Annotated in this window: 22 protein-coding genes and 1 tRNA gene; 17 read left to right on the forward strand and 6 right to left on the reverse strand. The window is 41.5% G+C overall.

Annotated features, from left to right (window positions below):
* Positions 1-74: 74 nt before the first annotated feature.
* Positions 75-284 (forward strand): hypothetical protein, encoded by a 210-nt coding sequence (locus ABFY19_RS05000; RefSeq protein WP_418792152.1) that lies wholly within the window; start codon positions 75-77, stop codon positions 282-284.
* 3 nt (positions 285-287) lie between these two features.
* Positions 288-827 (forward strand): GNAT family N-acetyltransferase, encoded by a 540-nt coding sequence (locus tag ABFY19_RS05005; protein WP_418792153.1) that lies wholly within the window; start codon positions 288-290, stop codon positions 825-827.
* A 236-nt stretch (positions 828-1,063) separates the two neighbouring features.
* Here ABFY19_RS05005 and ABFY19_RS05010 read toward each other — a convergent pair whose 3' ends face one another.
* Genes ABFY19_RS05010 through ABFY19_RS05020 form a run of 3 tightly spaced genes read right to left on the reverse strand, consistent with a single transcriptional unit; the run spans position 1,064 to position 2,216 of the window.
* The gene (locus tag ABFY19_RS05010) at positions 1,064-1,498 is read right to left on the reverse strand and encodes an MBOAT family O-acyltransferase (RefSeq protein WP_418792154.1); all 435 of its coding nucleotides are present in this window, start codon (positions 1,496-1,498) and stop codon (positions 1,064-1,066) included.
* Positions 1,499-1,552: 54 nt separating this feature from the next.
* Positions 1,553-1,936, reverse strand: coding sequence for a hypothetical protein (locus tag ABFY19_RS05015; protein ID WP_418792155.1), 384 nt, complete (start codon positions 1,934-1,936; stop codon positions 1,553-1,555).
* Positions 1,914-2,216 (reverse strand): hypothetical protein, encoded by a 303-nt coding sequence (locus ABFY19_RS05020; protein WP_418792156.1) that lies wholly within the window; start codon positions 2,214-2,216, stop codon positions 1,914-1,916. The genes ABFY19_RS05015 and ABFY19_RS05020 overlap by 23 nt, the downstream gene beginning before the upstream one ends.
* 624 nt (positions 2,217-2,840) lie before the next feature.
* Here ABFY19_RS05020 and ABFY19_RS05025 point away from each other — a divergent pair.
* The 3 genes from ABFY19_RS05025 to ABFY19_RS05035 are packed head-to-tail and all read left to right on the forward strand — an operon-like array spanning position 2,841 to position 5,379.
* Positions 2,841-3,179 (forward strand): WG repeat-containing protein, encoded by a 339-nt coding sequence (locus ABFY19_RS05025; RefSeq protein ID WP_418792157.1) that lies wholly within the window; start codon positions 2,841-2,843, stop codon positions 3,177-3,179.
* On the forward strand, positions 3,154-3,528 hold the full coding sequence (locus ABFY19_RS05030; RefSeq protein WP_418792158.1) for an S-layer homology domain-containing protein: 375 nt from the start codon (positions 3,154-3,156) through the stop codon (positions 3,526-3,528). The genes ABFY19_RS05025 and ABFY19_RS05030 overlap by 26 nt, the downstream gene beginning before the upstream one ends.
* Positions 3,529-3,546: 18 nt before the next feature.
* Positions 3,547-5,379 (forward strand): DUF5412 family protein, encoded by a 1,833-nt coding sequence (locus ABFY19_RS05035; RefSeq protein WP_418792159.1) that lies wholly within the window; start codon positions 3,547-3,549, stop codon positions 5,377-5,379.
* Between the two features lie 102 nt (positions 5,380-5,481).
* Here ABFY19_RS05035 and ABFY19_RS05040 read toward each other — a convergent pair whose 3' ends face one another.
* Positions 5,482-7,320, reverse strand: coding sequence for an APC family permease (locus ABFY19_RS05040; protein ID WP_418792160.1), 1,839 nt, complete (start codon positions 7,318-7,320; stop codon positions 5,482-5,484).
* A gap of 441 nt (positions 7,321-7,761) precedes the next feature.
* Here ABFY19_RS05040 and ABFY19_RS05045 point away from each other — a divergent pair, with 441 nt between their 5' ends.
* From ABFY19_RS05045 to ABFY19_RS05085, 9 genes are all read left to right on the forward strand, one after another.
* A complete protein-coding gene (locus ABFY19_RS05045; RefSeq protein ID WP_418792161.1) occupies positions 7,762-8,958 on the forward strand; it encodes a GGDEF domain-containing protein in 1,197 nt (398 codons plus the stop codon).
* A 212-nt stretch (positions 8,959-9,170) separates the two neighbouring features.
* Positions 9,171-9,467, forward strand: coding sequence for a hypothetical protein (locus ABFY19_RS05050; protein ID WP_418792162.1), 297 nt, complete (start codon positions 9,171-9,173; stop codon positions 9,465-9,467).
* Positions 9,468-9,587: 120 nt separating this feature from the next.
* On the forward strand, positions 9,588-9,992 hold the full coding sequence (gene crcB / locus ABFY19_RS05055; protein WP_418792163.1) for a fluoride efflux transporter CrcB: 405 nt from the start codon (positions 9,588-9,590) through the stop codon (positions 9,990-9,992).
* The gene (locus ABFY19_RS05060) at positions 9,992-12,493 is read left to right on the forward strand and encodes a PEP/pyruvate-binding domain-containing protein (RefSeq protein WP_418792164.1); all 2,502 of its coding nucleotides are present in this window, start codon (positions 9,992-9,994) and stop codon (positions 12,491-12,493) included. The genes crcB and ABFY19_RS05060 overlap by 1 nt, the downstream gene beginning before the upstream one ends.
* 93 nt (positions 12,494-12,586) lie before the next feature.
* Positions 12,587-13,114: an NADH-quinone oxidoreductase subunit NuoE gene (nuoE, locus tag ABFY19_RS05065; RefSeq protein ID WP_418792534.1), complete on the forward strand. Its 528-nt coding sequence runs from the start codon at positions 12,587-12,589 to the stop codon at positions 13,112-13,114.
* Between the two features lies 1 nt (position 13,115).
* Entirely contained in the window at positions 13,116-15,023 is a 1,908-nt protein-coding gene (locus ABFY19_RS05070) for an NADH-ubiquinone oxidoreductase-F iron-sulfur binding region domain-containing protein (RefSeq protein WP_418792535.1), read from the forward strand.
* Positions 15,016-15,660, forward strand: coding sequence for a 2Fe-2S iron-sulfur cluster-binding protein (locus ABFY19_RS05075; protein WP_418792165.1), 645 nt, complete (start codon positions 15,016-15,018; stop codon positions 15,658-15,660). Before ABFY19_RS05070 ends, ABFY19_RS05075 begins: the two co-directional genes overlap by 8 nt.
* A gap of 49 nt (positions 15,661-15,709) precedes the next feature.
* Positions 15,710-16,240, forward strand: a complete 531-nt coding sequence (locus ABFY19_RS05080) for a hypothetical protein (protein WP_418792166.1) — start codon at positions 15,710-15,712, stop codon at positions 16,238-16,240.
* Positions 16,241-16,336: 96 nt separating this feature from the next.
* Positions 16,337-17,308 (forward strand): HD-GYP domain-containing protein, encoded by a 972-nt coding sequence (locus ABFY19_RS05085; RefSeq protein ID WP_418792167.1) that lies wholly within the window; start codon positions 16,337-16,339, stop codon positions 17,306-17,308.
* A gap of 64 nt (positions 17,309-17,372) precedes the next feature.
* Here ABFY19_RS05085 and ABFY19_RS05090 read toward each other — a convergent pair whose 3' ends face one another.
* Both ABFY19_RS05090 and ABFY19_RS05095 read right to left on the reverse strand, forming a co-directional pair.
* Positions 17,373-17,795: a hypothetical protein gene (locus ABFY19_RS05090; RefSeq protein ID WP_418792168.1), complete on the reverse strand. Its 423-nt coding sequence runs from the start codon at positions 17,793-17,795 to the stop codon at positions 17,373-17,375.
* Positions 17,796-17,876: 81 nt separating this feature from the next.
* Positions 17,877-19,103: an amidohydrolase family protein gene (locus ABFY19_RS05095; protein WP_418792169.1), complete on the reverse strand. Its 1,227-nt coding sequence runs from the start codon at positions 19,101-19,103 to the stop codon at positions 17,877-17,879.
* Positions 19,104-19,206: 103 nt separating this feature from the next.
* Between ABFY19_RS05095 and ABFY19_RS05100 the strand changes: the two genes are divergently transcribed.
* The 3 genes from ABFY19_RS05100 (at position 19,207) to ABFY19_RS05110 (ending at position 21,325) form a co-directional block, all read left to right on the forward strand.
* Positions 19,207-19,283, forward strand: a tRNA-Pro gene (locus tag ABFY19_RS05100).
* 157 nt (positions 19,284-19,440) lie between these two features.
* Positions 19,441-20,715, forward strand: coding sequence for a transglutaminase domain-containing protein (locus tag ABFY19_RS05105; protein WP_418792170.1), 1,275 nt, complete (start codon positions 19,441-19,443; stop codon positions 20,713-20,715).
* A 124-nt stretch (positions 20,716-20,839) separates the two neighbouring features.
* A complete protein-coding gene (locus tag ABFY19_RS05110; protein ID WP_418792171.1) occupies positions 20,840-21,325 on the forward strand; it encodes a rubrerythrin family protein in 486 nt (161 codons plus the stop codon).
* The last annotated feature ends 208 nt before the right edge of the window (positions 21,326-21,533 follow it).

Raw genomic sequence — 21,533 nt, forward strand, 5'->3', positions numbered from 1 at the left:
TGTAATATTTTAGTAATTAATAGCGATATTTCGACAATTCTTTCTTGTATTTGATGGTAAGAGGATGGTATAATATGGGTGAAAAAACAAATGATGAAAACAACAAGCAACTACCGCCTACGATAGAGGAGGTTAAGCTTATGGCAAAGCCGATAGAAGCAACACCGGTATTGAAAGGCAAAGATTTAGTTGATTTAGTCAAAGATTTGCAAAGGCCTGATATTAACAAACACAGAAGAAGTAAGGCTTTAAAATTACTAGTTAATGTCACAAAAGGTAAGTAATTAATGTTCTACCGAGAAGAAGAATTTGAAAATATCTCAGAGACGGTAGTTCTTGTTGATTACTCCCCGGGTTATAAGCTCGGGGATTTTGATTGCGGTACCTCAGATTACAACGAATTTCTTACTTATGATGCTCCCTTATATATAGAGCAGAATCTTTGCCAAGTCAAATTGCTTTTGGACAAGAAAAATGCAGATATTATTGGTTATATAGCTTTAAGTTCGGATTCGTTTGTGTTAGACCCAGATGAAAAAGCTAAGGAAGGTTTAAAAATTCCGTTTAATTCGGTTCCGGCATTGAAAATTGGAAAGCTTGCAGTAAGTTGTAATCATAAGAACCAGCCCTATGGTTCATTTTTATTAGGGTTAGCACTTGGATATGCTGAAAAACTTAATGCAATGGGAGTGGGTTGTAGATTTATAGTTGTGGATGCTGATATTGAGCACAATCCTAGAACACCTGAATTCTATAAACGGAATGGATTTGTCTACAATGAAAAAATGAATCATCTTAAGAACAAAAAGCAAAAGCATGCGTTATGACATTTTCCAGGATTAATACGTTTTTTGATTAGGCTGTTGCAAAACGAACTTAATTGTTCTTAAGGCAGCAGCCCTTTTTTGTCCAAAATAGGTGCGGCTTTTTCTTAAAAGTTCAAAAATTGGTATAAATAAATGGAGATTCCTTACTAGTTGAAAATAATACGATAAATACAATAAAAACAGCCCAGAATATGCCGCTAATTAAATTATTGAAAATTTTCATTATAATCTCCTTTCTATAAAAATAAGAGCTTTTTAAGGATATAAAAACTTTGTTCGAAGCTTGAGGTGAAAAAGATCCATCCTATCACAACATAATGAAAAGTAATCAAAGTACTAGAGATTCTAACAAGTTTAGATAAATGCCATTTCGGGGGCAGCTTATTTGAAATATACTTATTGTATAGACGCAAAATTATTAACCCCACTCCATGATATAAACCCCATATCATGAAATGAATTGCTGCTCCATGCCATAAACCGGTTAGACCCATTACTATTAAGGTGTTTTTTATTGTTGTTATAAAATTAACCCTGCTCCCCCCTAAAGGAATAAATAGATAGTCTCTAAACCAGGAAGTAAGTGATATATGCCAGCTTTTCCAAAATAATGACAAGTTGCGCTTGAAATATGGATGGTCAAAATTTTCGGTTATTTTATATCCAAACAATCTGGCACTTCCAATAGCTATATCCGAATAACCTGAAAAATCAAAGTAAATCTGTTAGGCATATGAATAAGCGGCAATCCAGTACACAGTGCTACCAAATCCAATAACGTGTAATTTATCTGAATAAATAGCCAGAGTATCAGCAAGAACTAACTTTTTAAAAAGGCCGATTAGAATTCTTGAAGCTCCATCAAATATGTATTCCCACTTGAAACAATGAAAATCTTTTGCTTGCTGAACAAAATTTTGCCACCGTTCAATCGGCCCTGAGGGTAATATCGGAAAGAAAAACATAAATAACAAGAATTGACCGTAACTTCCGGGAAGCTGTTTTCCGTGGTAGCTATCCACCAAATAGTGTATCAGCTTAAAAGTAAAAAAGGAAATTCCCAATGGTATTGCCACATCAATTGTATTAAACGTTATTTGTTTCCCCAAAAGGGGCATCATTTTTTTCAAAAGAGGTTGATATTTGAAATAAATTAACGTGCGAAAACCACGGTTTATATAACTCTTCTTCTTCGTTATGTTTTTTTGATGCCTCTGGAGGATTACTAATCCTTAACTGCCAATCAGTTATTTTTTCTCTAAAAGACTTTCCTAGCAGCATTTCTGTAATAGCATATCTGTTTTGATAGAGACTCCAAAATTCACCAACCAGCAAGTTAGCTTTAGCATTAATTTTTTCTCCAGCAGTCCCATTGTCCTTAATGTTCAAGTTAGCTAATATAAATGAGTCAGGATAATAATCTGACCATTGTATTACATTCTCATGCTCTAAAATGTTATTTCTGTTAAACCAGCTAGTACTTATATTATAAATATATAAATCTACATCAACATTGTTATTAATTAATGAGTTTAAAATAAAATAATTTTCCGAAATACCGTACCCTTAATAAGAATGTGTAATAAGTTTTTTCTTGTAATAGAAAGGGGAATGTGAAAAAATATAATAACTGACAAAAAATACATATATTGGCACAAAAACAAGTAGATGTATATATTGAGGTGGGTGACCCATTTAGCTTACAGGTGTTATTAGGCTATTCAATTCTTGATATGGTAAGAAATTATGTGAATTTATGGGGAAGTGGTTGTGAAGAAAAATTTCATAGCGATAATTCGAAAAAGAGAATTTATAACAAGGAAATTGGTAAACTTTGCCGAATGCTTTAAAGCCAAAGTAGTACATTAATTGTGTGGACAACATCGGAGGTGTTAATTGTGGCTATGGGTATATCTGAAAAAAGAGGGACATTTATAGTACTTACACTAGAACAGGATTGTTTACAATAAAATCTTAATTCAATTTAAGTGAGGAAATAGTGAGGAAATAATGATGAAAAAAGTGAAAAGATTAATAAGTAATATTATTGGCATAATCCTGATATCGTCAATAGTAACTCCGGTCTGGGCGGCAGAGTCACTTACTTACAAAGTTGAGATTCCATGCCAGTTTGACGGGTATGGCGGTCAATTTCATCAAGGCTTGGCTAGAGTGCAAAATGGCGGGAAATTTGGGTTGATTGATATCAGTGGTGATGTGATTGTTAACTTCGTATATGATGAACTTTATTATAACTATCCTGACGATGCCAGACCCGTTCCTGGCAATTACCTGATTACAATACAGAATCATAAATGGGGCGTCATTGACAATACGGGGAACCTTGGATGATCCGGTTATTTTGGCGGCAAGCCGTCTGGGCATTGTAAAAGGAGTAGGGAATAATATGTTCGAGCCCAATGGCACTATAACAAGGCAGGATGCTGCAGTGATGCTGCAGCGAACAGCAAAAGTACTTGATTTTACCGAGCCTCAGGGGAATTCGAAAGTTTTTTCGGATAGTCTCCAATTTTCTGGCTATGCTGTCGAAGCAATAGACTTTGTTTCCAGAGCAACCGATAAGTCAACCGGAAATTCAGTTATGGCCTGTACCGGAAATGATAAATTTTCACCTCTTAGCCCGTATACCAGACAACAGGCATATCTTATTATACTGAGATTGTTTAATTCATTAAGTTAGAGTGGGGAAGTGATTATTATGAGAGCAAAACTGCCTATTATTTTTATTATCTGTTTGTTTATTGCGTTTCTGTTTGTTTTCAATGGGCGTATTATTCCGGAATTTACTGTTTTTAATGCGAGGAGCAGTAAAATGCCTGACAACCAGAATAGAACAAAAAATGAATTACAGATAAAGAAAACTGCATATATCCGAAATGACACCTCACTTTATTATAAACCTAATGGAAAAGAAATCAGAAATGATATTATTCGAGGCAGAGTTGTAACTGTTTTAGATGAACAGGGAGACTGGACAAAGATATTAATTTATACTTATGATACCCCCGCTGATAATATTGGATGGATAAAAAGGGAAGCTATAACTGGCATTCCGGAAGGGCTTATATTACTTGAAGGCCGGTTGAACAAAGACTCTTATCTTGTGGATGGTCCACCGCCAGCGGGGGAAAAAATGTCTGACATGGTGTATGCGAAAGGACAGTTAATGATAAATGAACGGTGTAACGGATGGGTCCGGGCCCAGTTCGCCGGGGGCCTAAATGGGTGGATACCTGAAAACGTAATAGAATTTGTAGGGCCTGACCTCAATACAACTAATCAATTATCTTTTGGGAAAACTGTGGACATGAAACTTAACGCTATTAGAAATCAACAATCTTTTTCCTCTAACCCTTATGACTTTATTAAAAACAATAGTGATTATGCTGATATTGTTGATTTAGGCCAACCGGCTTTGGACTACATGTTGAGCAGATTTGAACAAACAGCAGATAACGGATTAAAAGAATACGTAATGGCAATAGCATGCTCAGAAATACTGGGGGAGAATCCTGATCAAAAAGACTGGAGTTCGGGCAGGGAGTGGTATGAAAAGCACTTGTTAAAAACGGGGAACCCTGTTCAGGGAGGGCAAAGCATAGAAATGGAAGACCTCCTGGTAGACGAAATTTCTTCACCAAATCAGGAATACACTATAAAAATGTATGCCAAGTTAAGCGAGGCCGGTGAAGGGATTCCATATGCGTTTACAACGGTTATTGAGGGAAAAGAGGAAATTATAAAGGATATAAGAACTTATCAAACAGAAAATGCTGTAGTTTGGCTTGATAATCAGCGGGTAGTGATAGGTGGAGAAACGGTTTATAACTTGAAAACGAAAGAAAGTCGTTATCTGCCCCCGAAAATTGATTATCTTTGCGCATATGCTTTTAGCCCTGACAAAAAGTATTTGGCTGTATGCGGAAAGATTGAATACAAGGACAGTTTAGGATTTGAGATAAGGTTAATTGATCTTTACGATTATTCCAGCAGACAGGTTTTCGTTTACCCCGGAGCCAAGGTCTGGACATCAGGCATTTCATTCAGCCTTGTCTGGTTGGATAACGAGACACTGTTTTTTGATGGTAATCTGAACGAAAAACCGGCAATATTCAGGTATTCAACAAAAACAGATAAAACTGAACAATATTTGGCTTTAGCATGGTATCCCAGGGTGATTCCCGGGAGCAGGTTTATCTCATATCTTTTGGAAGAGGAATATTACGGGAATGCATCTGAGGAATTTGTCCGGGATATTTACACCGGGCAGGAAGTCAAACTGCCATATTCAGGACAGATTTTTTGGGTAAATGCAGATACCTTAATTGTATGTGCAGAGAGACTTGATGTTTATAGAATTAATAAGGATCTTTCCTGTAAGTTAATAGGTTCTGCAGATTTGGCTTGTCCCATGATTCTTTCCGCTGATATTTCGGACGGGAATTTGAAAATTAAATACTGGAATTATGAAAATGGGAAAGTGGTTGCAGCGGAAACGAACATCCATTTAGATAAAGGAACAATCAAATGAAAGACTGATTTGGGAACGGTAAGTATTCATTTATTATTAATTGGTGTAATATTTATCCAATTTAACTTAACTCCATTTTTGTTAGCCCTACTTAGCATTACATTATTTCAAATGAAACGGAACAGTGGTTACAACTGCATCTGTCTGGATCACAAGAATGTTTTGCAGCATTAGGCCGGTCTGGTTATGCAGGAAACGATGCCGCCATTTACTGGTTATAAACTCGGGTATTAAAACTGTAACTACTTCTCCCGGGTTTTTTGCTTTATCGGCGTTAACAATAAATTCTACCAATGGATCAAAAACAGATCTGTAGGGGGATTCAATAATTAACAATTCAACACCTGGGTTCCATGATTCCCACTTCTTGCGGAATTTTTCAGTAAACTCTTTATCTGTGCTAATATGAACAACTTTTATATCTTTGCTTATTTGCTTAGCATAATCTATGGTATTTGCTACTACATTTGTAAGGCTCGCTGCGGGAATTATAACTTTATGTTTTAACCCCTTGTTATTATTTTGGTAATTGTCAAAATCAAGCTGTTTTTTGACATCCAGATAATGCCGGTTAACAGCCTTGAACAAGTAAACCATTATGGGGACAAGGACAAGTATTGCCCATGCGCCGTGTGTAAATTTAGTTACTGCTATAATCAGGGTAACTATAGCCGTTATCATTGCTCCCAATCCATTGATAAAGAGATTTGAACGCCAATTACCTGTTTTATAAGTAAGCCACCTTTTTACCATGCCGGACTGGGATAGTGTAAAAGAAGTGAAAACCCCTACTGCATAAAGCGGGATTAACCGGGTGGTTATTCCATCAAATATCACTAATAGTAAGCCGGCAAGAACCCCAAGCAGCACTATTCCGTTACTGAACACCAACCGGTCGCCTCTTAAAGCCAAATATCTTGGCAAAAAGCCATCTCGAGCCATAAGCGAAGCCAGCATCGGAAATCCTGCAAAAGCTGTATTGGCGGCAAGGGCAAGAATTAAAAAGGTACTGGCCTGAAACAAGTAAAAAGCCGTGCCTTGTCCAAAAACCGCCTGAGCAATTTGCGATATAACAGTCATTTCATGTGTTGGAACTGTATGAAGATATTTAGCTAAAATCGATAAGCCGCTAAACATGATAAAAAGCATTATAGCCAGTATAGTTAGTACCTTTTTAGCGTTTTTGTTTTCCGGTTCTTTGAAATTCGGCACAGCATTGCTTATAGCTTCAACACCGGTAAGTGCGGTACACCCGGAGGAGAAAGCCCTCATAGTTAACCAAATCAAAGCCAGTGACCCCAGATTGTTATCAACTGGTTTAATAACAGCAGCGGCAGGAACATGGATATGTATAATAAAAATTTTGTAAAAACCGGCTGCTATTAAAATAAGCATTCCAACTATAAAAGCATAAGTAGGGTAACTAAAGATGGTCGCCGATTCTGTTATACCGCGCAAGTTGAACAGTACCAGTACTGCCACTGTCAGCAGACATAATTGCACTCTATGGTCTGCTGCAGGATGAAATGCTGAAGTGAACGCAGCTACGGCAGCTGATACCGATACAGCAACAGTGAGCAAATAATCGAACAATAAGGCCGCACCGGCCACAAGTCCGGCATTGACTCCAAGATAGTCTTTTGCCACAATATATGCCCCACCCCCGCTCCTGGGAAAGGCATCAATGATTTTTTTGTAGCTAAAAGCAACAATAAACAGAAGCATTGCAATAGCCGCTGAAATTGGAGTTATTAGCTGAAACGAGGCCAGTCCGATAACCGGAACTAAAACGTGTAATATTTCTTCAGTAGCATATGCAACAGATGATAATGCATCTGAGGATAAGATAGCCAGGCCTTTAGGAACTGAAAACCGTTCATGTGCCAAACGGGCAGATTCCATTGGGCTGCCTATAAGCGTCCTTCTAAGAATCTTTAACATTTCCGACACCTCTTTTGGATACATTATAAGGACTAATTATTAACTCAAGTTATATAATACCTCTTTCATAATGCAGTATAAAGTTCATTATTGTGCTAAAATAGATTATATTGGTTAATTTAGGATAATATATTATAATGAGTTTCACCTCACTTATCCGGAGGATGCTTTTTAAAGTGTAGGTTCTATAACAAAAATTAATGAGGTGTGAAATGTTCTGGTTATTTTTCGGAAAAGATTCCAAAAAATTCATTTATTGCATTTGTTTAGCAGGAAATTTCAATTTTATGTTGTATTATTAATAAACTGGATACAATCATATATTTGGTAATACATGGAAGCGATTCTGCTATTTTCGAAGAACTGATTATGACGACCGTTCAATGCATGAACGGCCTTTTTTGGTCTTTTTAACACTTTTACTTTAATGGAGTGTTGTCTATGTTTTCTGTTCCATACAAGTACAAACTGATAGCGCTTGTTCAGCTTATTGTGTTAATTGCGCTTATTCTGCTTGGTGTTGTCTCATATCGTAAAATTACCAGCATCATCGAAAAAGAAACGGGTATGCGTGCCTGTGGGGTTGCCCTGGCAGCATCTTATTTGGTCAATACGAGAATGGACGAATACCTTGAATTGGATTCACTTGATGATGAAAACACTCCTTTTTATAAAGAGATGAAAAAACTGTTTCAGGAGTTTAAGGCCAGCAATAACCTGATGTACGTGTATACCGAAAAAAGAATCAGTGAGGATCGGATTATTTATGTTCTTGATGCCGAGCCGGTTGACAGTGAAAATTTTTCTCATATAGGTGATGAAGACTATATTTATGAAACCCGGGAAAAGGCGTATGCTTCAGGCAAGCTGGAATACAGTCCGCTTTTCCATGACCCTGTTTGGGGGGACCTTATTACAGGTTATGCCCCCCTGATAAATCCGAAAAGCGGTGAGCAAGTCGGTCTGCTTGGTGTTGATATAGATGCCAAGGATGTGCTCACCCTCTTTAGGGAAATTCTTTTTGTAATAATTGTAGCAATATGTATAATTTTTGCCTTTAGTTTCATAGCTGTTTACAAACTTGCCGACATGATTACCAAACCTATGTATATCGACAGCTTAACAGGCGCATATAACCATAAGTTTTTTCAAGAGAATTTAGCGGGAGAAATCAGCAGGGCTGCAATGACCGGGAAGCCTTTGAGCATGATAATGATGGACCTGGACTATTTTAAAAATGTTAATGACCAATATGGTCATAGATTTGGTGATATTGTTCTCCGGTCAACTGCAAAAGTTATGAAAAAAAATATTCGCCCAACTGATATTTTAGCGAGGTATGGCGGGGAGGAATTTGCCGCTATTCTGCCTAATACTGAATCATTTGAAGCATCTGCAATCGCATCACGTATTAGACATGAAGTCGAAAAACAACTGGTTCATTGTGAGGAGTTTAATACTGATGTAAATGTTACCATCAGTATTGGGGTAGCTCAATGGAGCCGTGGTATAAAACGCGATGAGTTCATTGATATGGCTGACAAGGCGATGTATGAGTCCAAACACATGAGCAGAAACCGGGTTACGACATATACAGAGGGATATAAGTATAAAACAGCTTTGTTAATAGAAAGTTAAAAGATTTTGGCAGAGTTTGAAATTTTATGAATAAAATTATAATAAATGTTACAATGTAATATAAATCGTTTAATATTTTTGCTCAATATTTCAACTGCTGGCAGGGGAAAATATTAACTATGTCGAAAATTAATAAAAAAGGGACAATTTCATATTGTATAATAAGATGCCTGAATTAAGATGGTCGTTTAAATTTTAAGGAGGGGTTAGCCATGTGCTTATATTACTATGATGAGGACCGGGGAATAGCTTACAAGATTACTCCTGTGAAGGCCTCGGTTGTATGTAGTGATGTGGATTCTATTGTTGTTCATACGGATGTTAAGGTGACAAACCTTAAAAAGGAAAAAATCCGGCGGACTTTATCCCAATTGTACCCATCTGATCAATACGACCTTGATTCAGCTAAAAAAGATTTTGCAGACACAATGTTATCCAGGTTTATAACCGGTGCCAAGAAAATATCTGAACAGGAATATCAAACCATAAACTCCAGGTTAGAAGCTTAACTACATAAATTGTATTATTAACAGGTGATGGCGTTTGCCTAAACTATTGTTCCAGCACGGTTAACGGCTCCTGCCTTTATGGCGGGAGTTTTCTGTTTGCTTTGGGGGGGAGATTGTATAATGGACTTTGTGGCGGTAGGTATTGCAGGGTTTTTAGGGGCTGTTGCAAGGTTTGCTTTAAGCAAAATTTTTAGGTACGGCTTTTTTGGCATATTTCCTTTTGGTACTCTATTTATAAATCTTACAGGTTGTTTTGTTTTAGGTTTTTTCTTGACATTAACTCTCCAGTATTTAAAGATAACCCCCAGGCTTCGATTAGCTTTTGGTACAGGCTTCTTAGGAGCCTATACCACATTTTCAACATTTACTGTTGACTCACTCAAGTTAATTAAAAGCAATCAATTGTTCTTAGCTATGGTGTATATACTGGGTACTTCTGTTGGTTCGGTTATTTTCGCCTGGTTGGGTGTTTCACTAAGCAGGTTGATTACTGCAAAAAAGCTTAGCCGGAATGGGGGAGCATAATGAAAAAAAATGTGTACTGGTTAACGGAAATTTATCAAGATGATAGGGATACTGTTGGCGGAAAGGCAGCCAACCTTGGAGACCTGGCCCGGAATCTGCCTTGTCCGGACGGGTTTTGCTTGGTGTCTGAAGCCTATTATAAGAACTTGAAACATTATGGCATAGATCAAAAAATTAGGGAAAAACTGGACTTGATTGATACCGGGAATATCAAGGTTTTGGAACAGGTGAGTCTGGAAATCGGTGAGATGATTATTGAGATGCCGTTGCTGCCGGATTATTATGATGCTCTTACCACTGCTTTTCACCGGCTTGCTGAGGGTAAAGACAGGCTGCAGGTGGCTGTCAGGTCATCAGCTACTGCTGAAGACCTGGTGGGTGCTTCCTTTGCAGGGCAGCAGGAAACGTTTCTTGAAGTTGAAGGGATTGAAAACGTTCTCATTGCGGTTAAGAAGTGCTGGGCCTCCCTGTGGACCGCTAGGGCAATTCATTACCGGGAACGCAACGGTTTTGAACACCATTTGGTAAAAATGGCGGTAATTGTCCAGGAGATGATTCCGTCACAAGTATCCGGGGTTATGTTTACTGCCAATCCGGTAACTAATTCCAGAGAAGAAATACGTATTGAAGCTGTCAGGGGCCTGGGGGAGCAGTTGGTTTCAGGACATGCCGCCGGTGATGTTTATATATTGAAAAAAAGTGGTGAAGCCAATATTGAGTTGGTATCCAAAGAAGTTGCAGACCCTGGGAAAGACCAGATGCTAACAGATTATGATATTCGGGAATTGGCACATACCGGGCTTAAAATAGAAAATTACTACGGAGATTATCAGGACATTGAGTGGGCTTATTGGAAAGGTAAAATGTATTTCCTGCAGACCAGGCCCATTACTACTTTAAGGGATGAAGACCTGCCTGATATTAATCTTTCTGTAATGAATAAATACCGGCAGGAAGTTATGGCATGGGTTGCTGAGAGGTTTCCGGACCCTATTATGCCTATTGACGGGATAGTAGTTAAAGTGCTTTTTATGGCCCAGTTTGAGGCTATGCAGGCTTCCGGTTACACAATAGGCAATCCGGACTGGGGCCGTGTTGATAAGGGGATTTTCCCGGAATTTTTTGTTCCGCCGCCGATCAGACCGAAGTTTAAGAGGGTGCTGCAGTTTTTTCGGGCAGGCAAAATTATGAAATCCGATCCTGCAGGGGAATGGGCAGATGAGCAGGTATACCTCCTGGATATGCTTGAAAAGCTCAAAAGAAGGGATATGTCCGCACTGCCTCTGGAAATTGTCCTGGACTATATTACTGAGGGTTTTAATCACTTCCATTACTTCAATGTGCTGAGATACAAGTATTTCTCGGAAAACAAGGTTCCCAGCGCTATTCTCCTAATATGGTTGCGTTTTATGTTTAAGGATAAAGCTGTGACAGTATATGAAAAACTGGTTACAGGTTTAGATAATGCCACACTTCGGATTAACCGGGCAGTTCGGGACCTTGCTGCAGAAGCGGGACAAATCCGTGATGTCGGTATGATATTTAGGAATAATGCTCCAGATAAAATCTTCACCCAGCTTGAAGCAAGTGAAGGAGGCCGGGAATTCCTCATTAAATTCCATGAGTTCCTGCTGGAATTCGGAGAGCGGGAAACAAACATGGGACTAGGAGGTATCGGTTCTCCTACCTGGCAGGATTCTCCGGAAGTTGTTTTTGGCATAATCAGGGCCATGCTGGATGAGGACCTTGATGAGTTCATGGCAAGGGAAGAAGCCAGGGCCGTAAAGGCTAAAGAAGCTGAGGAATTGGTAAATTCCCGGTTGTCAAAGGGAATCTATTCACTTTTTAATGCCGGTAAACTATTCCATAAGCTGATCAGACATGCCCGAAGTTTTGCGGCATTCCGGGAAAACAGTCATTATGATGTTACCAGGAGCCTGCACGTGTTCAGAATACTATTTGCAGAACTGGGAAAACGCTGGGTAAGGATGGGGCTAATCAAAGACCCCAGAGATATTTATTACTTGACTTATTTTGAAATCAAGGAGATCTTGCTTATCATATATCACGGGCTTGAGGAGGTCAATGTCAAAGAACTGAATGCCCGGATTATATCAAGGAAGGCTGAACAGGAACGCCGGATGGCACGTTGGAGCACGCGCAACCGGCCAGTCACTGACTCAGAAGTGATTAGGGGGGTACCGGTGAGCCAGGGCCTAATAAAAGGACCTGTAAGGATAATCAAATCACCGGGGGATTTCCACCGGGTCAGAAAAGGGGATATTTTGGTAGCACCTTATACTAATCCTTCCTGGACCCCGCTGTTTACAACTGCCGCAGGCTTATTGGCGGAGACCGGGGGAGCAGCTTCCCATGCAGCCATTATTGCAAGGGAATACGGTGTTCCGGCAGTTATGGGTGTAGTCAGGGCAACTGAAATGTTCCGTGATGGTGAAATTATTTTGATTAATGGGTCAACCGGTGTTGTGCAGCGGGCCTAATTTTTATTGACAATATCAAAAACATAACTTATTATTTATGGAAACTTATTATTTATTGTTAAAAAGTTTGAGGAGGATATCAAAGTGGAGTTGATGGAAGGTGAAATGGAACAAATTCAATCTGCTGTTGAAGAAGTTCTGAGAAAATTTGATACAGATATTGAACAGCTTCTTCCAATTCTGCAGGCAGTTCAGGGAAAGCTTGGATATCTTCCTGCAGTGGCTATGAAGATGGTTGCCGCGGCAGTGGAAATTCCTGAAGTTTATGTCTATAGTGTGGGGACGTTTTATAACCAATTCAGGCTTAATCCGCCGGGCAAACACCAAATCAAGGTATGTATGGGTACAGCCTGTCACATGACAGGAGGCGACATTATCATGGATTCGTTTGAGCGCCGCCTGGAAATTGAGGAAGGTGAGACCACCGAGGACCGCGAGTTCAGTCTGGAAAGAGTGGCCTGTGTTGGCTGCTGTGCTTTGGCCCCGGTTGTTCTGGTTAATGAAGAGGTTGAAGCAAAGGTCAGACCCACAAGGGTTGACGGAATCCTGCTGGGACTTGGCAAAGAGCTTACTTTAACGAAGGGCAAGAAACAGGAAGAGGGTGAGCCTGGTGAGTGCTGACATGACTGTGTCGGAATCCAAATATCAGGAACTGAAAAACCGAGCCTCTGAAAAAGCAAGTTCGCTTCAGGAAAAAGCTTATGTGATGATAGGGACCGCAACCTGCGGCCGGGCCGCGGGGGCATTAAAAATACTGGGAACTTTTAAAGAAGAAGTTCAAAAACACCAGGTTGAAGTGGAGATTATTGAAGCAGGCTGCCTGGGGCATTGCTATGCTGAGCCTATGGTTATAGTTTATAAGCCTGGTTTTCCAGCTCTTTGTTATGCCAATATTGATGAGGGTATCGCTTCTCGCCTGGTTTCCGATTTTCTTGTTGGGGATGACCCATGTTTTGAATTTGCCATGGCAGCCCTGGAACCTAATGATTTTTTTCCCACCTTTGCCGATTACCCGCGTGGTGTCTATGAACAGAAAATTATCCTGGAAGCTTGCGGACTGATTGATCCTGAAGACATAGACCATTATATCGCACGTGAAGGTTATGGCGCACTTATGAAGATATTGGCTGCAGAACCGCCTGAGGTGATTGCTGAAATTAAGGATTCCCAACTGCGCGGCAGGGGCGGGGCTGGATTCCCCACAGGAAAGAAGTGGGAGATATGCCGTGATGCTGATGCCGATGTTAAGTATGTTATCTGTAATGCTGATGAGGGTGACCCTGGGGCATTCATGGACCGGGCACTCCTGGAATCAAACCCGCACCAGGTGATTGAGGGTATGATTATTGCCGCATATGCTGTCGGTGCATCCCAAGGCTATATATATGTAAGGGCAGAATACCCGCTGGCTATTGCCAGGCTGCGTACGGCTCTGCAGCAAGCTCGTGTAAACGGGTTGTTGGGTGACAGCATCTTGGGAAGCGGGTTCAGTTTTGATATCCGGATTTTCCAAGGCTCAGGCGCTTTTGTCTGTGGGGAAGAGACCGCACTGATAGCCTCCATAGAAGGCAAACCCGGCATTCCCAGTCACAGACCGCCATTTCCTGCAGTATTAGGGCTTAGAGGCAAGCCGACCCTGATTGACAATGTAAAGACCCTTTCATATGTGCCGCATATTATACGAAACGGTGCCGGTTGGTTTAAGGGTATCGGGACACCTGACAGCCCGGGAACCGCTGTTTTCGCACTGGCGGGTAAAGTCGCCGGCACCGGGCTGGTGGAAGTGCCGATGGGTATTTCACTAAGGACCCTGATATATGATGTTGGTAATGGCATCAAAAATGAAAAAGCATTCAAAGCTATCCAGATAGGCGGACCGTCAGGTGGCTGTCTGCCGGAATCGGCCCTTGACCTGACAATAGATTTTGATTCCCTGCAGCATGAAGGGGCTATGATGGGTTCAGGGGGACTGGTTGTCCTTGATGAAGATGACTGTATGGTTGAAATAGCCCGCTTTTTTCTGGAATTTACCCAGAACGAGTCCTGCGGCAAGTGTACCTTCTGCCGCTTGGGAACTAAGCAGATGCTTGAAATCCTGACTGATATCACTAAAGGAATTGGTAAGCCTGAGGACCTGGAACTGTTGTGGGAACTGGCGGAAGACATTAAAACCGGATCCCTCTGCGGTCTTGGGAAAACAGCCCCCAATCCAGTTTTAAGCACCCTGAGGTTTTTCCGTGATGAATATGAAGCCCATATTCAAGAGGGACGCTGTCCCGCCCATAAATGTAAGGAATTGGTCTCTTACCGGATTGCCCCCCGGAAATGCAGCAAGCTTTGTGACGCTTGTATTGCCAGTTGTCCGGTAGAAGCAGTGTATACAAGGGCCGATATGCTCAAGGAAATTGACCTCGAGAAATGTGTTAAGTGTGATAACTGCCTGGTAACCTGCCTGCCGCTTTATGATGCAGTGGAAAAAGTATCACCACCCATAACCGTGGCAGTGGAAGGGGGAGAAGCAGGTGAGTAAAACGGTTAATATAACAATTGATGGTAAGCAGTATGGAGTCCCTGAAGGTAAGAGAGTTTTGTGGGCGGCCCTTGAAAATGGAGTATATATTCCCCACCTCTGCGGCATAGAAGAAGAGGACAAGCCATCGGCAGGGTGCCGCTTGTGTTTTGTGGAGATTGAAGGGTTTTCGGACCCTGTTGCTTCATGTACTCAGCCTGTAAAAGAGGGAATGGTCGTACAGACCCGCAGTGAGCGTATTGACAGGCTGGTCAAAAATGGCTTTGAGCTGCTCCTTTCCAATCACAGCCTCAACTGCGGTAAGTGTGCCGCCAATGGCAGCTGTGAGCTTCAGAAGATAGCCAAGGAAAGGGGACTTAAATTAAGGGTCAGCCGGATGCGAAAATTGGATAATGCCGCCTCTATAGATGACAGCCCTGAAAAATTTTCGTTTGACCCCGCTAAATGTGTCCTCTGCGGTCGCTGTGTGTGGGTAGACCATAACAAGGCCAAGGTGGGAGCAATCGGTTTTGTCAGGAGAGGTATGAGACGCCGGGTGGCAACTTTTGGTGAAACTTTTCTGGCTGAATCCAACTGCACCCAGTGTGGTGAATGTGTTCCGGTTTGCCCGACAGGTGCCCTATTTAAAAAGGCGTAGTTTCGCTAAGCACTCTTATCTATTAAATAACTCTTGTGAGGTTATGAAAATGTGTGTATCAATAATATTTGCTATAGATGCTGATACAGATTCTGATAAGGATTCTTCCACTGTCATGAAAGAGCGGCTTACACTGCTTGGAGAATCATATCGGTATGGTATTGGTGTGGGGCGGGATAAATTGCCGCCCGGGGCTGGGGAGGATGTTTTGCGCATATTTTCCGAATCTGAAATAGTTTTTGAGGTCCATGATTTGGCTGAACCACACTGTGCCTGTGATATAGACCATGATATCCGTATTGGCTCAAAAACAGGAACAAAAAGCGTATTTTTTGATTTTGTTGAAGAGGTCCTTAACATCGATGGTCTTTATACAATGTCAATACTGTTCTTCCAGGAAGAGCTGCCGACACAAGACAATATAAGAAAACAGTCCGGGACTTATGAAGATTTTGTTGCTGTCTTAAACAATTGGCACACATGGCAGGTTCCTGGCTTTGAACCCACCAGGGAGGCACACTTCATAGCTGATGAATCCCCAATGTTATTTACATTTACCGATAAAGGGAATCTGAGTTAAAACAAATGGTGTTAACAGGATAACAGCAAAATTATGTCGAACATATTCCATATCCGGAAAAAATTTCACTAAAGCTTATTTGAGCGGGGGTGGAGTATGTTTAACTATATTAATAAACACCAATTGGGACCAGGTTTGGTTTTGTTGGTGTTTATTTTGGGAATATTAGTCAATTTCTTGTCTGCCCAGGCTTTGGGTGGAATTTTCATTATAGGAATTGTCCTAGCCGGACTTTTGATATCATCCGAATTAGTCAAATGGATTATATTTCTCCTTGCATTTGGATATTCTGTTTACGCTAATTTGATAAATGAAATGCCAATAACAGCTTTTGTTATGAAACAAATAGTTTTTTTGGTCACCATCAGCTTTGCCATGTACACCGGGAGACAACTAAGAAAATATATTAATCAGATGGAAGAAAGGCAGCGTGAGATAAAAGGGTTTAATAGGGATATTATAATGGCATTTATTAATACCATTGAGGCGAAGGATGATTATTTGTATGGGCATTCATTAAATGTGGCTTGTTATGCTTCCCGCATTGCTGAACAGATGAAGCTGTCGAAAGAGGAATGCAAAAGAATATGCCTGGCAGGTATTTTTCATGATATCGGAAAAATTGGAGTTAGTGAACTAATTCTTAACAAAATGAGCGGACTTAATGAAGAAGAGTGGCAGGAAATCAGGAAACATCCCGTGATTGGGTCTGAGATAATATCCAAAATAGGTGTACTTAGGGGGATAAGTGATATCATCAAATATCACCACCTTCATTATGATGGCAGTGGATATCCTCCGGGGTCGAAGGGGGAGAGCATACCTCTGGGAGCCCGGATTATTGCAGTTGCCGACTGTTATGATGCAATGACATCTGAAAGGGCGTACCGGAAGGTTTTGCTACCCGAAGCTGCTTGCAGGGAGCTTGAAAGGTGCAGCGGCACCCAGCTTGACCCTCAGGTGGTAAAAGCGTTCCTGGAGTGTTACGAGCTTGGGCTGTTGGGGGAAGAATACAAGGAAGACGCATTTGAAGAGGTACTTGATTGTTTTTACAGGCATGGCTTTTGATGGTACTGCATAAGGCACATTAGTTTTTGTTTTAACTGCCATTGGTTAATATGAACCTGCCGAGTTATGTCTCAGGGTTGTTCCCTTGAAAATTCCCTAGGTTGTTTTCCGTGTTATGGTCCGGGACATTTTGATTAAAACCCGGCATAACGGTTGCCGAGTTTTTCATATTTTTTATAAACAGGTCCATAGACATACCTATGGAGTCACCCAATGCTTGTCCGAATTCCCTTCCCATTTCCGACCATGTTTGTTGTCTGATATCAGGAGGCTCATCGGGTTCCCCGGTTGGTCCGTCTGTTATTTTACTTTCTGTCATTTCATTGTATGAGTTATTTAACTGCTGTAATGGTTTATTTATTGTTTCCCGGTACATCTGAAGGGTGCTCTGTGCCGTATAGCCAATCAGCCGACCTATGAAACCGCCTGTTGATGCCCCCATATTTTCCCATAAGGTCACCAGGTCATCTTTTTTTTGGTCATCCAATTGATATCCTCTCCTTATTTCTCTGTGGCAGTGTGTACTATACATTATTTTCCCCGGTATTTTAAGAAATAAACCTCATTTTTATGCAGGCATGACAGCCAGAACAGGAGCTTTAAGGATATCCAGTGACCTCAGTGGGTTTCCTTTGACCCCGATAAGAAACGGTTTTTTGCCGGGCAAAATACTGCCTGAAATATTGTTGCTGTCGATGATTTGTGCTGAGACCCTGGTTGCCATAGAAAGGATGGCATGGTTGTCTAAGCCTGCCTTGGAATAGTAGGTTAATTCATCATAATAGGACGTACCGTGAGGGACATGATTGGCCCCGCCATCTGTTCCTACTCCGAGCGTAACACCCAGTTCGCAGGCTTCTCTGACTCGGTCCAACTGTATTTCAAAACTTTTCCTGATAACATCAAGGTTGGCGCCGTCATATGGAACAATGCCTCCTTCCGCCAGGTTTCCCAGGGGGGCCAAAGTTGGTATCCAGGCGGTTTTTTGTTGGGCCATCATTTTAAGCTGACGGGTTTCCAGAAAGTAGCCGTGTTCGATGGAATCGACTCCGGCATTGAGCGCTGTTTCCACAGCGGCTGCTGAGCTGACGTGGGCCATGACTTTCAGCCCCAGGGAATGGGCCTTATCAACAATAGCTGACAGTTCGGCTAAAGTGAACTGTTGTGAACCGACAGACCCAAAATCCTTAAAACTGACCAGGCCTGAAACTACGACCTTTAACTGGTCTATGCCTTCAGCGGTAAATTCGTCAATTTGGTCCAGGGCCTCCTCCACAGAGGCAGCACCGGGGCCAAGGAAGTTACCATAGCATCCTTTGCGGTATATTGCTCTTCCTGTGGCTGTTACTGCAGGACCGGGATATTTTCCCTCTTTTATGTTATTGCGCACCTTGAGTCCTATATTCATTTTGTCACCTCCGTCTCTGACGGAAAGCACACCGTTTTCAAGATAAGCAAGGGCATATCGCCTGCATTTGGTGTTAATTGCCGCAGGATTATTTTCCCAATCGGCAATTGCCTGGAAGAGGTTTTCACTGTTCATGGAAAAATGGACATGACAGTCCACCAGGCCGGGCATTAAAGTAATTCCCGGAAGAGGTGTGACTTCCAGGGTGGATTTCCGGACCGGGGCCAGCTCGGTGATAAGACCACCGCTGATATGCACAGCCTGGCCCAGGGCAGGTTTGGAAGAGAAACCGTCCCATACCATATCAGGTAAAAGGATATAGTTTTTATGAGGTGATACTGTAAGGAAGTTCATCAGGTACTCCTTTTGTGTGATATTTTCAGGCATTGACAGGGTTAACCCCGACCTGCACCGGTTATTAATTTCTAGGTTAATGTGCCTGGTTCCTTCTTGACATTTTTTTCGACGAATGTTAATATTAAAGTCGTGTCGGGATGTGGCTCAGTTTGGTAGAGCGCACGGTTCGGGACCGTGAGGCCGCAGGTTCAAATCCTGTCATCCCGACCATCTAATTTGCTTAAATTTGCTTAAAATGGTTATTGCATTTCCGCAAGTGGTTTCACCGGTGGAATATGGGATAACCTTTTTTTGTTAGAGGGGTATAACATGAGACATAGATTTAACTCAAACATAAATTGAACATAAATATTATGGCGTGACACACATGGTTTTGACTTTTATTATGCTGATAATGTTTTCACTTGCCGCGGGGTGCGGGCAGCAGCAAAAAATGGATAAGCCTGAGGTTAGTTTCCCGGAGTATTCCTTCATGATGTTCCGAAAGGGGATCAGGTTTACTTCAGAACCTGCTGCCAGCGTTCCCGGCAAATTCGAACTTGCAGGGACTGTTGAGGATTATGAAAACAATTCGGCCATTTTGATCAGGAGCCGGAAGGACGGGGAAGATACACAGATTGACCAGTTTGCTCGGATTCAGGGTGGAGAGTTTAGGACTACTGTGTATCTTGCAAATGGGCCCGGAAAATACAGGATAGAGGTTATGGTTCCCAAACAGGGGTCTGAAAACATTTACCTGGGTATTGTCGAGTATATTGTGGAAAATACTAGTAAAACCCGGTTCGAGCCGATAGAGTATTATCAAGGTTATTTCCGGCGCGGGCTGCTGCTTGATGATTTCCTCAGACCGGGAATCAGTGTATATAACCGGCTGGAGTTGGAGGGCTCTTTTGTACCGGAGCTTTTTGAGAAATACAGGGATCAAAACTCCGGTTTATATATTGAGACCAAAAAGGTTACCGCTGAAGCTGCAATTGCGCATGATTGGATTAGGGTTGAGGAAGGATACTTTAAGGGTAATATTTGGCTTAGGTTCGGGCCGGGACAGTATGAGATTAACATAGGGCTTCCCAGCACGGATGAGAGTCATGATATTACATTTGTAGCCAAGTTTCAAGCCGAGAGCACCGGGACAGATAACATCAGGGACATTGCTCCGGGAAGGGGTATTGAGAGTGACCATCCCGATATTGTCAGGTTGGCGCGACAGTTGACAGAGGGGAAAGCGAGCGGTTATGATAAGGCAAAAGCTATTCACGACTGGGTTGCGCGGAACATCTCTTATGATGTGCGAAAATCAGTTAACCTTGATTTTAAGGCAGATGACAGTGCATTAAAGACCTTAAGGACCAGAACAGGAGTCTGCCAGGACTTTACCTTTCTCACCATTGCCCTGGCCCGCGCAGCAGGCCTCGAAGCTAGGTTTGTTGAGGGAAAAACGTTCGAAAACGGAAGTATTAACTCTAACGGTCATGGCTGGACAGAGATAAAAGCTGATGGCAGATGGCTGGTAACGGACACTACTTGGGATGCCGGACATATTGAAGGGGAGCGGTTTGTCAGGGAATTCAGTGAGAAATACTTTGATCCTGATCCTGCAGAATTCGCCAGGGACCACATAAAGGAAGGGATAATTTATTAAAATTAAGTTTTTAGCGAAACCAAGCATTTTTTAAAAAAATAGGCAGGATATTGGCTTATAATTACGAATAATAACTGTCACAATAAACTTAAAACCTAAAAAACAATAAAAAGGGGGAGTTAATGTGGCAACAGATAAAAACCTGAAAGAAGCTTTTGCTGGGGAGTCCCAGGCAAATAGAAAATATCTCGCTTTTGCCCAAAAAGCAGATGAGGAAGGGTTGCCAGGAGTGGCCAAGCTTTTCCGGGCAGCGGCTGAAGCCGAGACAATACACGCCATGAGCCAGTTTAAAGTTATGGATGGCATTAAATCAACCGCGGAAAACCTAAAAGCTGCGGTTGCAGGGGAAACCGTAGAATTTGAGGAGATGTACCCAGGTTTTATCAGTGAAGCTGAACAGGAAGGCAAAAAAGATGCCAGGCGGGTTTTCCATTTTGCCAATGAGGCTGAAAAGGTTCATGCGGAACTATATCAAAAGGCCCTGGAAAGCTTGCAGCATGATACCGATTACTACGTCTGTGAGATATGTGGCAATATTACCGCAGGAAGTGCGCCTGACAAGTGTTCCATTTGCGGTGCACCCAAAAGCAAATTTAAAAATGTTGGTTAAAAAAATTGCTGAAAATGAGGAGCCGGCTCTACACCGAGAGTGGGCCCTTTTTTTTGTCCAATTTACAGAGAAATAAAAGGGAAAAAATATAAAAAAATAAAAAAAATAACAAAATTCAAATTGCATACAGGATTCGACAGGAAAATCTGGAAAAATTTAGTATAATAATAGATATCCTATATGAATTGGCTGGATTATTCAATCAAAG

This window comes from Phosphitispora sp. TUW77, from assembly GCF_048453025.1.
In the GTDB taxonomy this organism is placed as follows: Bacteria; Bacillota; Thermincolia; order Thermincolales; family UBA2595; genus Phosphitispora.

Bases quoted from the DNA above. Each gene is read 5' to 3' on its own strand.
- ABFY19_RS05000 (WP_418792152.1), top strand. From the start codon at position 75: ATGGGTGAAAAAACAAATGATGAAAACAACAAGCAACTACCGCCTACG.
- ABFY19_RS05005 (WP_418792153.1), top strand. From the start codon at position 288: ATGTTCTACCGAGAAGAAGAATTTGAAAATATCTCAGAGACGGTAGTT.
- ABFY19_RS05025 (WP_418792157.1), top strand. From the start codon at position 2,841: ATGAAAAAAGTGAAAAGATTAATAAGTAATATTATTGGCATAATCCTG.
- ABFY19_RS05035 (WP_418792159.1), top strand. From the start codon at position 3,547: ATGAGAGCAAAACTGCCTATTATTTTTATTATCTGTTTGTTTATTGCG.
- ABFY19_RS05040 (WP_418792160.1), bottom strand. From the start codon at position 7,320: ATGTTAAAGATTCTTAGAAGGACGCTTATAGGCAGCCCAATGGAATCT.
- ABFY19_RS05045 (WP_418792161.1), top strand. From the start codon at position 7,762: ATGTTTTCTGTTCCATACAAGTACAAACTGATAGCGCTTGTTCAGCTT.
- ABFY19_RS05050 (WP_418792162.1), top strand. From the start codon at position 9,171: ATGTGCTTATATTACTATGATGAGGACCGGGGAATAGCTTACAAGATT.
- crcB (WP_418792163.1), top strand. From the start codon at position 9,588: ATGGACTTTGTGGCGGTAGGTATTGCAGGGTTTTTAGGGGCTGTTGCA.
- ABFY19_RS05060 (WP_418792164.1), top strand. From the start codon at position 9,992: ATGAAAAAAAATGTGTACTGGTTAACGGAAATTTATCAAGATGATAGG.
- nuoE (WP_418792534.1), top strand. From the start codon at position 12,587: ATGGAAGGTGAAATGGAACAAATTCAATCTGCTGTTGAAGAAGTTCTG.
- ABFY19_RS05070 (WP_418792535.1), top strand. From the start codon at position 13,116: ATGACTGTGTCGGAATCCAAATATCAGGAACTGAAAAACCGAGCCTCT.
- ABFY19_RS05080 (WP_418792166.1), top strand. From the start codon at position 15,710: ATGTGTGTATCAATAATATTTGCTATAGATGCTGATACAGATTCTGAT.
- ABFY19_RS05085 (WP_418792167.1), top strand. From the start codon at position 16,337: ATGTTTAACTATATTAATAAACACCAATTGGGACCAGGTTTGGTTTTG.
- ABFY19_RS05095 (WP_418792169.1), bottom strand. From the start codon at position 19,103: ATGCCTGAAAATATCACACAAAAGGAGTACCTGATGAACTTCCTTACA.
- ABFY19_RS05105 (WP_418792170.1), top strand. From the start codon at position 19,441: ATGGTTTTGACTTTTATTATGCTGATAATGTTTTCACTTGCCGCGGGG.